This window comes from Pseudaminobacter salicylatoxidans (assembly GCF_003148475.1).
GTDB classification, from domain to species: Bacteria; Pseudomonadota; Alphaproteobacteria; order Rhizobiales; family Rhizobiaceae; genus Pseudaminobacter; species Pseudaminobacter salicylatoxidans.
On record NZ_QGGG01000005.1, the window covers coordinates 85903 to 99923 of the forward strand.

The following is a 14021-nucleotide window of genomic DNA, read 5'->3' on the forward strand; positions in this document are numbered from 1 at the left end:
CCGTTTCTCACATTATTAGGCGGGCTACCCTACTGGCGGACAGCCGGCGTTTCGACCGACAGGCCGGTGCCACGCCAGGTCACATAGACCTCGAGCGCCATAAGTTCGTCCGAAAATGCTTTCGGCATTTCCGCCCGCGTGTCGCGAATGCAGCCACGGAAGCGGTTATGCAGCGAAACCATGCCGCCGGTGTTGAACCGATAGGTCGGGAAGCCGTTGGCCTGCCCCTGACTGAGATGGTCGGCGCGGATATATTTGCCCATGCTGTCCTCGTGACAGGATGCGCACGCAAAATTCAGCTGGCCGGTACGGGTGTAGTAGAGCTCCTTGCCCTTCTCCCACCAGTCCTGCAACTCGCCATCCGAGAGGTCCATCTTCACCGGAGTGCCGAGCGACTGGTGCTTGATATAGCTCGTCAGCGCAACCTGCCCTTCGGCATCGAATTTGTACGGTTCCGCGCCCATGTTTTCGACGCGGCACTTGTCGATCTGCAACTCGATATTAATCGGTCGCTTCGCCTCGGCATCCCATTTCGGATACTGCGCACCGACACTCTTCATGCTGGTCGCGGCATCGTCATGGCAGGACGCGCAGGATTTGCCGGCGGAACCTTCAACCGTATTCCAGATATCGGCTCCGCGTTCGACAGCCAGCATGCCGGGATTGGCGAATGAGTCCGCCTCTGTCTCACGCGTTTCCGCTTCGCGGAACAGCCAACCTGAAAGAACCTCGTCGAACGGATGTCCCTCTGGCGCCGCGGCGCGCGTGACCATGGGAATGTCGTCGATCACGAGTTCCTCGTCGACCGGATCGGCATTTGCCGAGAAAGCCAGAACGAGTCCCCCGACCATGGCGAAAACAGGCGCCAAAAACCTTTTGCTCACCGTCATCCCTCCCCAAGCGGCGTCCTCGGCGGCGCATTGCGACCGCCGAGGCCCATCGTCATTTGACTTCGATTTTCTGCTCGTCGGTGTAGACGGAGCCGTCATCATCGACCCACGAGAACTTGAACGCGCCGCTCTCGTTCACCTTGGCGCTGAATTCAAAATAAGGATTGGCCGAGATCGCCGGGTCGATGTCGCAGGAGAAGACCTGCTCGCCGTTGAACTCGCACGAGAACTTGTTGATGATCTTGCGCGGAATGGTGTTGCCATCCTTGTCCTTGCGCTGACCGGACTCCATCTCGTGGCTGATGAGGGTCTTGAGAAGAACGACCTCTCCTGCCTTTGCCGTCTTCGGAACCTTTACGCGCGGCTTCGGTGCTGCTGCCATTTTTCTATACTCCCTGCTCCGATCAGCCGCCGCAGCCGCCGATCGTGACCTTGACTTCCTTCTTGTCCATGAACACGGACCCGTCGGCCATCTTGGCCACGGCAATCACGTTCTGGGTCTGGGCAAGCCGGATACGCGTGGTCGCCGCGGCCGCGCCGCTGAGCGCCGTGAAATGGAACGTGGCGACTTCCGGATTCGGATTGCCATCGGCGACGATCATCACCGATACCACCCGGTCGTCATCGCTCATCGCGCTGTCGACCTTGACCGAAACCGGCACGGTATTGCCGTTTTCGGCGATCTCCGGAGCCGTCAGCGTGATCTTGCCCGACTCAGGCGCCTTGCCGGCAAAGTCGAGGATCCGCTTTTCGGTTTCTTCCGTACCGGCCAGCGCGGTACGCGCACGCAATCCGGTCGCCGCGAACGCCACGGCCGCCGCCGATAGCGCCAAAGCCTGCCGTCTGTTGAAATTCATTTGCTACTCCTTCCTTGGCCGTCCTAGTCGCCTTCCTTGAGGGTCGACAGATAAGCGACGACATCTTCAACCTGCTGCGCTGTCAGGATGGGTTTTCCAACGAGGTCCTTGCGGACATTGATGCCCACTTCGAGGCTGTAGAAGCCCGGCATCACCGATTCCGGACCAAACACTTTCTTGGCGTCCACGACGATCGCCCGCAGCTGTTCGGGCTGCCAGCGATCGGCCACTCCGTCCAGCGGGGGCGCGACGTCGCCATGGAACTGCTCGCTCTCAAGGGCAGAAACCGCATGGCAGGCAAGGCAATTGCCAAGGCCACGATTGGCCAGCGCCTTCGCGCCCATTTCAGGATCGCCCGGATTTCCGGTGAGAGACTGCGCGACCGTGCCGTCCTCGACCTTTACGTCATTGGGCGCCACTTCCGCGGCATAAGCCATATTCGCAACCAGCAGCGCAACCGCTGCCGAACCCCATACGCCCGGCTTCATATCTCTGCCCCTCCAATCGGCAACAGCGTAACAGTCCACCTTCGATTCCGGACGGTAGCCGTACTTGCAGATTCAATCAATTAAAAAATATGAATTTCTGCATATGTCATCCGAACACCGCGGAAACCCTGTGAACTACTCCTCGGCGTCGAGGCGACCCGCGTCACGAAGCTCCTTGATGATGCGCGCATGATAGACCTGGAAATGCTCGTCGCCCTCATAGCCTTTTTCATGCACCCAGCGGAACATGTTGAGGAAGGTCCATTTGCCGAACGCGCCTGGCATCGTCGCAACCGCCGCCCTGTTCACCGGGGCGTCCGTGGCCTCCTCCGGCAGAAACACGATGGTCGGCGTGAAGACATAGCCCCATTTGCGCGCGGCGGTCTTCTCGGTCAGCTTCTCACCATCGAGATCGGTGACCTCCTCGTCGCCGAACATATTGTATTGCACGACCATGAAGTTGGCCTGGATGTAGTCGCGCACTTCAGGATCGGAGAGCAGTTTCTCATGCATCTCCCTGCAATAAATGCAGCCGCGCTGCTCGAAAATGATCGCAAGGCGCTTGCCTTCCGCTTTTGCGGTGGCGATGTCCTCGCCGATGTCGCGGAAGGTCATGTTGAACCACGGTTCCTTGTGCAGGCCATCTTCCCCGACGCTCGCGCTGGCGGGCAGAAGCAGGACACCGAGAACCGCGAGGACGGCAAAAAAAAGCTTGGACATCTCGTCTCCTATCCGATGCGTTGAAAGACTGGGAATGTTTCCAGCAGCCAATATGAGATTACCGACATCTGGCCGGTGACGAACAGGCAACCTGTGATCACCAGCAGAGCGCCCATCGCTTTTTCGACCTTGTGCATATGACGGCGGAAGCGGGCGGCCCAGCCGAGAAACCGGGCGGCAAACGCCGCCGCCAGGATGAACGGAAGCCCGATCCCCACCGAATAGGCGGCAAGCAGCGACACGCCGCGGACGACCGTATCCTCACTGCCGGCGATGAAGAGGATTGCCGCCAGCACCGGCCCCACGCACGGCGTCCAGCCAAACGCGAAGGCCAGCCCCATGACATAAGCGCCGACAAGCCCGGCCGGCTTGCGCTCCACCGTCACCCGCGCTTCGCGGTAGAACAGACCGATGCGGAAGACCCCAAGGAAATGAAGCCCCATGATGATGATGACGATGCCGGCAATCACCGACAGGACACCGAAATACTGCGCGATCGTCTGGCCGATCATGCTGGCCGTCGCACCCAGCGCGACAAAAACGGTGGTGAACCCCAGAACGAAGACGACCGCCGACGAAACGACGCGCCTGCGCTGTGCCGCGCCCGGTGCGTCCGCACTCAGATCCTCGAAGCTGACGCCTGCAAGCCAGGCCAGATAGGGCGGCACGATGGGCAGCACGCAGGGCGAGACGAATGAAAGAAGCCCCGCAAGCAAAGCGCCCCCCAAACCTATATCAAGCATCGTCCCCTTGCCTCCCCGATTCCATTCGACTTGCTACTGGCTATGTATGCAGAAAATGCTATGTGTTGCAAACGACAATCGAGCAAGGCAATGCACAGGAAACTACTTCCCGCACTGGTAATGGCGGCGACCGCTTTCTCTCCGGCTCTGGCAACGGCCGCAGAGTTGTTGATGCTGGAGCAACCAGGCTGCGCCTGGTGCGCGCGTTTCAACGCCGAGATTGCGCCTGCATGGCCCAAGACCGACGAGGGCCGGCGCGCGCCGTTGCGCAGGGTGGACATTACGATGCCCTGGCCTGAAGATCTGGTGGACGTCCGCAAGGAACGCTTCACCCCGACCTTCGTGCTGATGGAGGACGGGAAGGAGGTCGGCAGGTTGATAGGTTATGTCGGTGACGAGTTTTTCTGGTTCCGTATTGGGGAGTTGCTGTCTAAATTGCCTGCTGACGACAGCTGACCGACCATCATTCGGCCGGCGGACGTCGACGCGATGCATGGGAACCCGCAAATGAACTTGCCGAAACTGAGCGCAGACCAATCGCCGGAGGAGTTTGAAAAGCTCCTTGAGCAGGCGCGCAAGGCAAGTGATCTTCTCAAGGCGCTGTCGCATGAGGGGCGCCTTCTGATATTGTGTCTTCTGGCCGAGGGCGAAAAGTCGGTTTCCGAACTGGAATCGATCATGCATATGCCGCAGGCGGCGGTTTCGCAGCAGCTTGCACGCCTCCGCTTCGACAGGCTGGTCAATACGAGGCGTGAGGGCCGGGTGATCTACTATTCGATCGCCAGCTCGGAAGTCTCCTCGGTCATTTCCACGCTTTACGGACTCTTCTGCGCGCCCGTGCGGAAAAAAGAATAACAATCCGCCAAGGGGGAGGACACAATGGAACTGGCATCATCATCCTGGTTTCCCGCGCTCGCCGGCCTCCTTGCCGGGTGCGTGCTGGGCTTTGCGGCCAGACGGCAGCATTTCTGCACCATGTCCGCGCTCGAACGGCATTGGTATGCCGGCGACAGCAGGGGGCTGCGAACCTGGGTTCTGGCGGCCACCGTCGCGCTTGTCCTGACGCAACTGGCGCAGTTTGCCGGCTATGCCGACACCCGCTCCAGCTTTTATCTTTCTTCCAATCTTGCCTGGACGGGCTCGATTATCGGCGGGCTTTCCTTCGGCTTCGGCATGGCGCTGGTGGGGACCTGCGGCCTTGGCGCCCTGGTCCGGCTCGGCGGCGGCAGCCTGCGCTCTCTGGTGGTGCTCGTGATTCTCGCCCTTTCGGCGCTGACTGCCCAGAAGGGCCTGATTGCCCAGCTTCGGGTGGAAATCGTCGACAAGCTGGCGCTCGACCTCTCTTTTGCAAGCGACCAGTCGCTCGGGTCGATAGCCTCGGCCGCGGTGGGCGTCGATGTCAGGGCCGCGGTCGCTCTCATCATCGCTGCGGGCTTGTCGTGGTGGGTGTTTCGCGATCCCGCCTACCGCCGCAACGCGCCGGCCATTGCAACGGCTGCGACAATCGGATGTGTGATCGCGTTCGGCTGGATCGCCACCACGCTGGCCGCGCAGCACTCCTTCGATCCGGTTCAGATCGAGGCTGGCTCCTTTGTCGTGCCCGTGGCGGACACGCTGATGCAGATCATCACCTTCACGGGCATCCTGCCTGATTATGGCGTGGGCCTCGTGGTCGGCGTCGTCATCGGCGCGGCCGTCTGCGCAATGCACCGACGCGACGTACGCTGGGAGGCCTGCGACGATGCTCGCGAGCTCAGCAGGCATCTTTTCGGCGGCTTCCTCATGGGCGTGGGCGGCGTCTTCGCCATGGGCTGCACGATCGGGCAAGGAGTGACGGCGGTTTCAGCACTCGCCGCTTCCGCCCCGATCGTGATGATCTCGATCGCGATCGGCGCCCGCATGGGGCTTGCCTATCTCATCGAAGGCTCGCCCCTGGCCGCGTTCCGTTCACTCGCCCTTCGCGCGTAAGACCGCTCAGACGGGCACGAAGCGATAGGCGCTGTCCTTGCGTTCCACCCTGCCCGCACCCGGATGCGGCAGGTGATAGCCGATCAGACGTGCCTCTTCGCCCACCAGACGGTCAAGCAGTATGGAACGGGTCTTGGCGCCAAGCTGCGGATCCTGGTCGCTCGCGGTCGGCCAGTCCGGCCGGGCAAACGAAACCACCGCATTGCTGATCGCATCACCGGCAACGAGCACCTTTTCGCCAGCGCCATGAATGAGGAACGACAGATGACCGGGCGTGTGGCCCGCCGTGTCCACGGCTTCCACGCCGGGCAGAACCTCGTCACCGGGCTTCATGAAGGCAATACGGTCCCCGATTGCCTCAAAGCGGTTCTGCGCGCCGACAACAAAGGTCTGGCGATCCTCGGGCATGGCAGACAAGGCGTCCGATGACGACCAGAAATCCCATTCGACCTGCCCGATGTGATAGCTGGCATTGGAAAACACCAGCTCGTCGAAATCATCCGTCACTCCCCAGAGATGATCCGGATGCGCGTGCGTAAGGACGACATCGGTGACATCGGCCGGATCGATATCCGCCGCCGCCAGATTTTCGAGAAGCTTGCCTGTGGTGGACAGGAAATTGGACCCGGCGCCGACGTCGAAGATCACCAGCTTGTCGCCCCGGCGCAGTATCGTCACGTTGCAATCCGGCGTCAGCATGTCGGCTGCCATTCCGTTTGCCGCCAGCAACTCGTCAAGCTCCTGCTTTGCGACATCCGGGAAGGTGGAAGCCACGGGCAGCGTAAGCGTGCCATCGGTGAAGGTCAGGATTTCGCCATCCCCGATCTCCAGCCGGCCGGACGAATGACCTGGCCTTACAAACTCCGGCAAGGCGAGCGCAGCAGCCACGCCCAGGCCGGCCTGTAGAAATGCCCGGCGTCCGAAATGTCGCCCATTGTGTTGCATGGTCCTGAACCTTCCCAAATCAGATAAACATTGTAATTTTTGCATGTTTATGCGTGAGTGGCCAGTGGGAAGGTGAGCCCGCCGGAGGCCCGGAAGGTTATCCCTCGAGAAGCCGCACACCAATCGGAGGTTGGATATGAAACGAACGTCGTCGATCACGACCGGTCTTGCGGTGGCAGGCCTTGTGTGGGCCGGCAGCATAGCGCGCGCAGAGACGAACGAAGCCGTCACCACCTACGAGACCGATGCCGCCTTTTCCGACGTCATGTCCGATCTTGAAGATGCAATCGTCAATCGCGGCTTCGTGGTGGACCATCACGGCTATATCGCGGAAATGCTGAAGCGGACCGCCCAGGATGTCGGAGCGGCAAAGCCGCTTTACCGTGAAGCTGAGTTCCTTCAATTCTGCTCCGCAGTCGTGTCGCGCGCGGCGATGGAGGCAGACATCGGCAACATCGCATTCTGTCCTTATGTCCTGTTTGCCTATGAAGCGGAAGCTTCGCCCGGCAAGGTCGTCGTCGGCTTTCGCCGCTTGCCGCAGGGCGAAGCGCGCGACACCGTCAACGAATTGCTGGATGAGGTTGCCAGGGAAGCCGCCGGACAATAGTCCACTGCCCGCCGTCACCTGTGCTTTGACCACCGCACAAAAAAACTGGTGCCGGGGCGGCACCAGAAGTTGGTGGGAAAGGAGTCCAGCAAGTCAGAAGGCTGCCACGCCGCCATCACTGCGCGGATCGCAACCTCCCTCGAAGACGCCGTTGGGGTGATGCACGACCCCGGCGGCATGGCCCACGAGCTCATCGAAATCGTCCAGCATCTCGACCTGATGGCCAAGCGCTTCAAGCTTCTGGCGGGTGGCCTGCGGGAACCTCGCCTCGAGCTTCAGGCTGTCGGAATCCTCGCCCCAGGTGCGGCCGAGCAGCCAGCGCGGCGCGGTGATGGCCTTCTGCATCGGATAGCCATGATGCGCATAGCGCGTGAACACCGCTGCCTGGGTCTGCGGCTGCCCATCGCCTCCCATCGTACCATAGACGATGGCGCGGCCGTCGTTCAGACGGGCCAGAGCCGGGTTCAACGTATGGAAAGGCTTTTTCTTCGGATGCAGCGCATTGATGTGCTGCGGATCAAGTGAGAACGAGCAGCCGCGATTTTGCCAGTTCACACCTGTTTCTGGCAGCACCATGCCGCTTCCATATTCGTGATAGGTGCTCTGGATAAACGACACCGCGCGCCCCTCGCCGTCGATCACCCCCATCCACACGGTATCGCCGGGGCCGAGGCCCTGCCCCCAGGAACCCGCCCTGTCGAGGCTGATCCTGCCGGCAAGCGCGTCGAGATGATCCTTGTCGAGAAAACGCTGCGGGTCGAGACCCATGTGATCGGAGTCGGTAATATGGCTGTCGCGCACCGCGAATGCCTGCTTGGTCGCCTCCACGACGAGATGGATATATTCCGGGCTTTCGGGGTCGAAGCCGCCAATGTCGAGCCGGTCGAGAAGGCCCAGTATGATCAGCGAGACCACGCCCTGGGTGGGCGGCGCCGTGTTGTAGATCTTGCCAAGGCTGTGCTCGAGTTCCAGCGGCGTGCGCACGCGGGCGCGATAGGAGGCAAGATCGTCCGCGCTGACGGGACTGCCGAGCGCCTTCAGCTCCCTGGCCATGATCGCGCCGACGCGGCCACGGTAAAAACTGTCCAGCCCATCGTCGGCAAGCATTTTCAAGGTGCGGCCGAGACGATCGAGCCGCATGCGGCTACCCGTTTGCGGCGCGAGACCGTCCATCAGGAACGTATCGGCAAAACCGGGAATGCCCTTGAGTTCTTCCAGCTTCTTGTCCGTCGTCCTGGCCTGCGATGCGGTGACGGCAATGCCGTCTGCCGCATAGGATATCGCGCTTTCAAGCAGGCGCCCGAGCGGCAAGCGTCCGCCCCAGCTCTCGCTGATCGCCAGCGCCTCCTGCCAGCCGCCGATGGTGCCGGCGACGGTATTTGCGGCATCCGCCCCACGACTGGGAATGCGGTTGTACCCCTTGTCGGTGTAGTAGGCGCTGGAGACGGAAGCGGCTGCCCCGCCACACGCCTCGATGCTCACCACGGGACGGTCGGGGCATGATATGGTCCAGAAGCCGTCGCCGCCTATGCTGTTCATGTGCGGATAGACGATCGCGATGGTGGAGGCTGCGGCGATCATGGCCTCGATGGCGTTGCCGCCGTCACGAAGAACATCCACCGCAGACTGCGCAGCGAGGGAATGAGGAGCGACGGCCATGCCGCGCGTTGAACGGATTGTCTGAAGCATTTTCCTGAACTCGTCTCGACAGTTTCGGAGAAGGTCCGCGGCGGCACGGAACCGCCGCGGCAGTTCGGTGAGACGCTGCTAGGCGTCCTGCCGGGCGGCGAGATACAGGTCGCCATCCGCGTAGCTCTGTTCGCGATGCCGGTCGCGCATCGGCTTGAGCACGACGAGCGCAAGGAACGCGGTCAGGAAGTTCATGGCGATAACCACGCCGAAAACCACATTCCAAGAGTCGGTCATGTCGTGAAGCACGGCTGCCAGCGGGCCGCCGAGCACCGAACCGACGCCCTGCGCGATATAGAGGAAGCCATAGTTGGTGGTTGCGTGCTTGGTGCCGAAGGTGTCGGTCAAGGTAGAGGGGAACAGCGAGAAGATCTCGCCCCAGCCGAAGAAAACGACGCCTGACAACAGTACGAAGGCGACCGGATTATGGGCCCACAACAGCCAGATGGTCATGGCTATCCCTTCAACGCCGAAGGCGATTGTCATGGTGTATTCGCGACCGATACGATCCGACACCCAGCCGAAGAACGGGCGGGTGAGGCCGTTGGTGAAACGGTCGATCGACAGCGCCAGCGGTAGCGCCGCAAGGCCGAAGACCATCGCATCAGCGACGCCGAAATCATGGGCAAAGGCCCCCATCTGCGAGATGACCATCAAGCCGGAGGTCGACATCATCGTCATCATCACGAACATCAGCCAAAAGATCGGGCTGCGCAGCATCTGCCGCGGCTCGTAGCCGCCCTCCTCGAGCACTGCATCGTTGCTTGGCGTGTCCAGCGTCGACTGGGGCAATTGGTCTTCATCAGGCCGACGCATACCGATGGCGGCGATTATGCCGACGACGCCGATGATGATGCCATAGGTCATCAGCGTGCCGGACAGACCTGCTTCCGAATGCAGCGAGCGCGAGATCGGGAAGGTGGTGAGGATGGCGCCAAAGCCGTAGCCCGCCGCAACGAGGCCCGTCGCAAGACCACGCTTGTCGGGAAACCACTGCACCATCATGCCGACGACGCCGACATAGATGATGCCGGTGCCGATGCCGCCGAGTATGCCGTAGGTGACGTAGAGGCCCATCAGACCCGTCGCTTGCGAGGCCAGAATCCAGCTCAGACCGGTGAGGGCAGCGCCGCAGGACAGGAGAAGACGCGGTCCGAAGCGGTCCACGAGGTAGCCCTGCGCCGGCGCCAGGAACGTCTGCAGGATGATCAGGAGCGAAAAGGTGACCTGGATTTCGGCAAGCGGAACATCGAGTTTTTCAGTAAGCGGGCCGGTAAACAAGGCCCAGACATATTGCGGACTGGAGATCGCCATCATGGCGATCATGCCCAATCCCAACTGAATCCAACGCGTAGAGGTAGAAGAGGCGGCCTTGGGCCGCGCTGAATGCGCAACAGCCATGAGTAGTCCTCCCAATGCATAGACAATAAGCGACGAAGTTGGTCTTCGATTATCTGCCATGTCTCTGACATGTCAGATTAGGATTGCCGAAAACCGACAACTGCGCAACCCGAAATCGTCATCGGTCAATAAGAAAGCATGCTTGAGGCCGTTTGGACTTGCCGTCTGCTACGATGATCACGCGAGATATTTGCTTGAAACAAAAAGCTTACCCAAGGGAAATTCCCTTTACTTTTCAATCTTTTCCAGATTTCCGCACGGAAGCGGCGCGACACGCTCCCAAGGCCCGTGACGCTCCTGCTACGGCCGTTCAAGCCATCACGATTTTTGCGGTGATCGGGTGTGGAACGACAGACTTTCGTTCCGTTTGCGAGGTCTCTTTCTGATTTTTGCGCCCGCTTGTTCATATCGTGGACGTTGATTCAGGTCAGTGACAAGTCCGGCACAGAGCGTTATTGCAGTGCAGCAATCCGGCTTCGCGATTACTCACCCGCAACTCTTTTGATTTGAGCATCGGGGAGAATAAGAAGCGGCCGGACCTGAGTTACGAATTGCACGCCAGGCATCACGCTGGGTATAAAGGGGGCATTTCACGTATCGTTATGCTGCACACAAAGGTGGTCACTCAAATTCCCGTTTCCGACCCGGATGAACCTCAATCGCGCATCGCCTATCGAATGATCGAGGCGATGATCGTCACGCATGAGTTGCCGCCCGGCACCCGCATCTCGGAAGTGTCGCTGAGCAACAAGCTGGGTATTGGCCGCACTCCCATCCGCGAAGCACTGCAACGCCTGTCTTTCGAGGGAACGGTAAAAATCGTTCCCCGCTCGGGCGCTTATGTCTCGCAGATCGACCTTGTCGATCAGTTGGCGATGATCGAGGTGCGCAAGGGCATAGAGAATGTATTGATGGGCCGCGCGGCACGCTTTGCGCATGATCCGGAACGGCAGCATTTCCGCGAACTCGCCATAAAGTTCGAGAATGTCGCCGCGACAAATGACGGCCACGCCTTTGTCGAAGTGGACCGCGAGTTCAACTCGCTGGTGGTAGCGACGGCCCGCAACAAATATGCGGCACACGCCATTGCACCGATCGAAGCGGAAACGCGCCGCTTCTGGTATCTCTACTTCAGGCAGTTCGGCGACCTGCAGCATGTCTGCCAGCTTCACGCGGCTGTCGCGCGCTGCATCGCCGCCAATGACGAGGAAGGCGCCCGCGCAGGCTCCGATCGGATCGTCGACTACGCGGCGGAATACACCCAGAAGACATTGAAGTTCTTCAGCCAGAACTGAGCTTGCAACGCGCTGCCGGTCGGTGTGTTCCGGCTCACGCCGCGGCCGCCGGGGCTGTCAGGATGCTTTAACCTGAATGGCCTGTACGTCCAGGCTTGTCGTCGACTTCACCTTCTTCATGATGACAGTGGTGCGGAAGCTGGCGACGTCGCTATCCCCGAACATCAGCCTGTCCAGCAGAAATGACTGATAGCTGGCAAGATCGGCGGCGATCACGCGCAAGGAATAGTCCCACTCGCCTGCGATCAGAAAGCATTCGGTGACTTCCGGGAATTTGAGCACGCGTTTTTCAAAGCGCTCGAAAAATTCCCGCGTCTGCTCCTTCAATCGCAACTCGACGATGACGTACAGCCCCATTCCGATCCGTGCCGGGTCGAGCAATGCGGCGTATTGGCGAATGATGCCGCTTTCTTCGAGAGCGCGAACCCGGCGCAGGCAGGGGGCAGGCGACAGCCCGACCCGTTCGGCCAGTTCCAGATTGGTGATGCGGGCGTCCTGCTGGAGGATGGCCAGGATTTTCCGATCAATGCGATCCAGCATCGTTCTGCGCCATTTCTGATCTCATTTCAGAACTATGGCGCAATATATAAGATGTTTCTTTCGATCTGAGCAAGCAATTCGCAATCCGATTCCAACAACCCGTGCATACAGTTCTCTGTGTGAACAGGGAGGAGATCTAATCATGGCAGCGACACGCATGCCCAATGCGGTCTTGCAGGCAGATCAGGATCAGTCGGATCCGGTGAGCCCGCAATCGACCGATCGTGCCGCATGGGAGCGCACGACGCTGGCTTCCAGCCTCGACAGATTGCCCAGGCGGCAGGAGAGCTTCACCACGCTTTCGGGGCTGCCGATTGCCGATCTCTACACCCCCGACGACGTCAAGGGGATCGACCCGCTGAAGGATATCGGCTTCCCTGGCGAATACCCCTACACACGCGGCGTTCATGCCACCATGCACCGGGCACGGCCGTGGACGATCCGCCAGGTTGCGGGCTTCGGCACGGCTGAGGACACCAACGGGCGCTACAAATACCTGCTCGATCATGGCGAGACCGGCCTGTCGACGGATTTCGACCTGCCGACGCTGCTGGGCCGCGATTCCGACCATCCCATGGGATTGCCCGAGATCGGCCGCATCGGCGTGGCCGTGGACACGCTGGAGGACGTGCGCCGGCTGATGGCCGACATCCCGCTCGATCAGGTCTCGACCTCCTATACGATCAACGCCTCCGCATTCGTGCTGATCGGCATGTATGAGGCGGTCGCGAAGGATCAGGGCGTTGCCGACAACCTGATCACCGGCACCTGCCAGAACGACATCCTGAAAGAATATACCGCGCAGAACGAATACATCTATCCGCCGCGGGATGCCGTGCGCCTGGTCGTGGACACGATGGAATATGCGGCAAAGACCATGCCGCGCTACAACCCGGTCAGCGTCTCCGGCTACCACATCCGCGAAGCCGGTGCGACGGCCGTTCAGGAACTGGCGTTCACGCTGGGAGCCGGACACTGCTACGTCACCGAAGCGATGAAGCGCGGCATCCCGGCCGACCAGGTGGCGCCGCGTGTATCGTTCTTCTGGGACATCCACAACGACTTTTTCGAGGAGATCTGCAAACTGCGCGCGGCGCGCCGCCTGTGGGCGCGCATGATGCGCGACTGGGTGGGCGCCAGGGACCCGCGCTCATGGCTGATGCGCGCGCACTCCCAAACGGCCGGTGTTAGCCTGACCGCCCAGCAACCCGACAACAACATCGCCCGCACGGCAATCCAGGCGCTTGCGGCAATCCTTGGCGGCACGCAGTCGCTGCACACCAATTCCAAGGACGAAGCCTACCAGATTCCGTCCGAGGGCGCGATCAAGATCGCGGTGCGCACTCAGCAGATTCTGGCGCTCGAAAACAGGGTTGCCGACATCATCGATCCGCTGGCCGGTTCGTACTACGTGGAGAACCTCACCACCCGTCTGGAAGAGGAGGCCGAGGCGCTGCTGCGTCAGGTGCTCGACCGCGGCGGCATGGTGGAATCCATCGAAGACGGGTTCATCCAGCGCCAGATCGCGGACTCTTCGGCCGCTTACCAGCAGGCGCTCGACGAAAAGCGCGAATTCATGGTGGGGGTCAATGTCCATGTGGACGAGGATGAGGAACTGCCCTTCGAGCATTTCGAACTCGACCCCGGCATGGCCGAGCGCCAGATCAAGCGGACCCGGTCTATCCGGCGCATGCGCAATCAGGCCGAGACAGCCGCCGCGCTCAAGGAGGTTCGCGCGGCCGCCGTCAACAAGGAGAACACCATGCCCGCCGTTTCGCGCGCCATACGCGCGGACGCGACCGTAGGGGAAATCTGCGATGTGATGCGGGAAGTCTACGGCGAATACAGCCCCCCGCTCGTCTACTGAACAATCGCCAA

General features: G+C 60.8%; 16 protein-coding genes. 6 read left to right on the top strand and 10 right to left on the bottom strand.

Going from position 1 to position 14021, the window contains the following annotated elements; genetic code table 11:
* Positions 1–29 precede the first annotated feature (29 nt).
* From soxA to C7441_RS08690, 6 genes are all read right to left on the bottom strand, one after another.
* Positions 30–890 carry a sulfur oxidation c-type cytochrome SoxA gene (soxA, locus tag C7441_RS08665; protein ID WP_109612529.1) on the bottom strand — a complete coding sequence of 287 codons (861 nt, stop codon included), beginning with the start codon at positions 888–890 and terminating at the stop codon, positions 30–32.
* Between the two features lie 52 nt (positions 891–942).
* Positions 943–1272, bottom strand: coding sequence for a thiosulfate oxidation carrier complex protein SoxZ (gene soxZ, locus C7441_RS08670; protein ID WP_109612530.1), 330 nt, complete (start codon positions 1270–1272; stop codon positions 943–945).
* A 22-nt stretch (positions 1273–1294) separates the two neighbouring features.
* Positions 1295–1747, bottom strand: coding sequence for a thiosulfate oxidation carrier protein SoxY (gene soxY, locus C7441_RS08675; RefSeq protein WP_109612531.1), 453 nt, complete (start codon positions 1745–1747; stop codon positions 1295–1297).
* A gap of 23 nt (positions 1748–1770) precedes the next feature.
* A complete protein-coding gene (gene soxX / locus C7441_RS08680) occupies positions 1771–2235 on the bottom strand; it encodes a sulfur oxidation c-type cytochrome SoxX (RefSeq protein ID WP_019171654.1) in 465 nt (154 codons plus the stop codon).
* A 135-nt stretch (positions 2236–2370) separates the two neighbouring features.
* On the bottom strand, positions 2371–2955 hold the full coding sequence (locus C7441_RS08685) for a SoxW family protein (RefSeq protein ID WP_019171655.1): 585 nt from the start codon (positions 2953–2955) through the stop codon (positions 2371–2373).
* Positions 2956–2963: 8 nt separating this feature from the next.
* Positions 2964–3698, bottom strand: coding sequence for a cytochrome c biogenesis CcdA family protein (locus C7441_RS08690; RefSeq protein ID WP_109612532.1), 735 nt, complete (start codon positions 3696–3698; stop codon positions 2964–2966).
* Between the two features lie 120 nt (positions 3699–3818).
* Between C7441_RS08690 and C7441_RS08695 the strand changes: the two genes are divergently transcribed.
* The 3 genes from C7441_RS08695 to C7441_RS08705 are packed head-to-tail and all read left to right on the top strand — an operon-like array spanning position 3819 to position 5666.
* Positions 3819–4154, top strand: a complete 336-nt coding sequence (locus C7441_RS08695) for a thioredoxin domain-containing protein (protein WP_109612697.1) — start codon at positions 3819–3821, stop codon at positions 4152–4154.
* A 51-nt stretch (positions 4155–4205) separates the two neighbouring features.
* Positions 4206–4553 carry an ArsR/SmtB family transcription factor gene (locus C7441_RS08700; protein WP_019171658.1) on the top strand — a complete coding sequence of 116 codons (348 nt, stop codon included), beginning with the start codon at positions 4206–4208 and terminating at the stop codon, positions 4551–4553.
* Between the two features lie 24 nt (positions 4554–4577).
* Positions 4578–5666, top strand: a complete 1089-nt coding sequence (locus C7441_RS08705) for a YeeE/YedE family protein (RefSeq protein WP_109612533.1) — start codon at positions 4578–4580, stop codon at positions 5664–5666.
* Positions 5667–5672: 6 nt separating this feature from the next.
* Here the strand turns inward: C7441_RS08705 and C7441_RS08710 are convergent, their stop codons facing one another.
* Positions 5673–6611, bottom strand: a complete 939-nt coding sequence (locus C7441_RS08710) for an MBL fold metallo-hydrolase (protein WP_109612534.1) — start codon at positions 6609–6611, stop codon at positions 5673–5675.
* Positions 6612–6747: 136 nt separating this feature from the next.
* Here C7441_RS08710 and C7441_RS08715 point away from each other — a divergent pair, with 136 nt between their 5' ends.
* Positions 6748–7218, top strand: a complete 471-nt coding sequence (locus C7441_RS08715) for a hypothetical protein (protein WP_019171661.1) — start codon at positions 6748–6750, stop codon at positions 7216–7218.
* A gap of 93 nt (positions 7219–7311) precedes the next feature.
* Here C7441_RS08715 and C7441_RS08720 read toward each other — a convergent pair whose 3' ends face one another.
* Both C7441_RS08720 and oxlT read right to left on the bottom strand, forming a co-directional pair.
* Entirely contained in the window at positions 7312–8907 is a 1596-nt protein-coding gene (locus C7441_RS08720) for a gamma-glutamyltransferase family protein (RefSeq protein ID WP_109612535.1), read from the bottom strand.
* Between the two features lie 78 nt (positions 8908–8985).
* Positions 8986–10308 (bottom strand): oxalate/formate MFS antiporter, encoded by a 1323-nt coding sequence (oxlT, locus tag C7441_RS08725; RefSeq protein ID WP_109612536.1) that lies wholly within the window; start codon positions 10306–10308, stop codon positions 8986–8988.
* 602 nt (positions 10309–10910) lie between these two features.
* On the opposite strand from oxlT, the gene C7441_RS08730 reads away from it, so the two are divergent.
* Positions 10911–11603, top strand: coding sequence for a GntR family transcriptional regulator (locus tag C7441_RS08730; RefSeq protein WP_109612537.1), 693 nt, complete (start codon positions 10911–10913; stop codon positions 11601–11603).
* A gap of 57 nt (positions 11604–11660) precedes the next feature.
* On the opposite strand, the gene C7441_RS08735 is transcribed toward C7441_RS08730, so the two are convergent.
* Complete coding sequence (locus C7441_RS08735) at positions 11661–12143, bottom strand: Lrp/AsnC family transcriptional regulator (protein ID WP_019171665.1); 483 nt, start codon at positions 12141–12143, stop codon at positions 11661–11663.
* 142 nt (positions 12144–12285) lie between these two features.
* Here C7441_RS08735 and C7441_RS08740 point away from each other — a divergent pair, with 142 nt between their 5' ends.
* Positions 12286–14010 carry an acyl-CoA mutase large subunit family protein gene (locus C7441_RS08740; protein WP_109612538.1) on the top strand — a complete coding sequence of 575 codons (1725 nt, stop codon included), beginning with the start codon at positions 12286–12288 and terminating at the stop codon, positions 14008–14010.
* Positions 14011–14021: the final 11 nt, after the last annotated feature.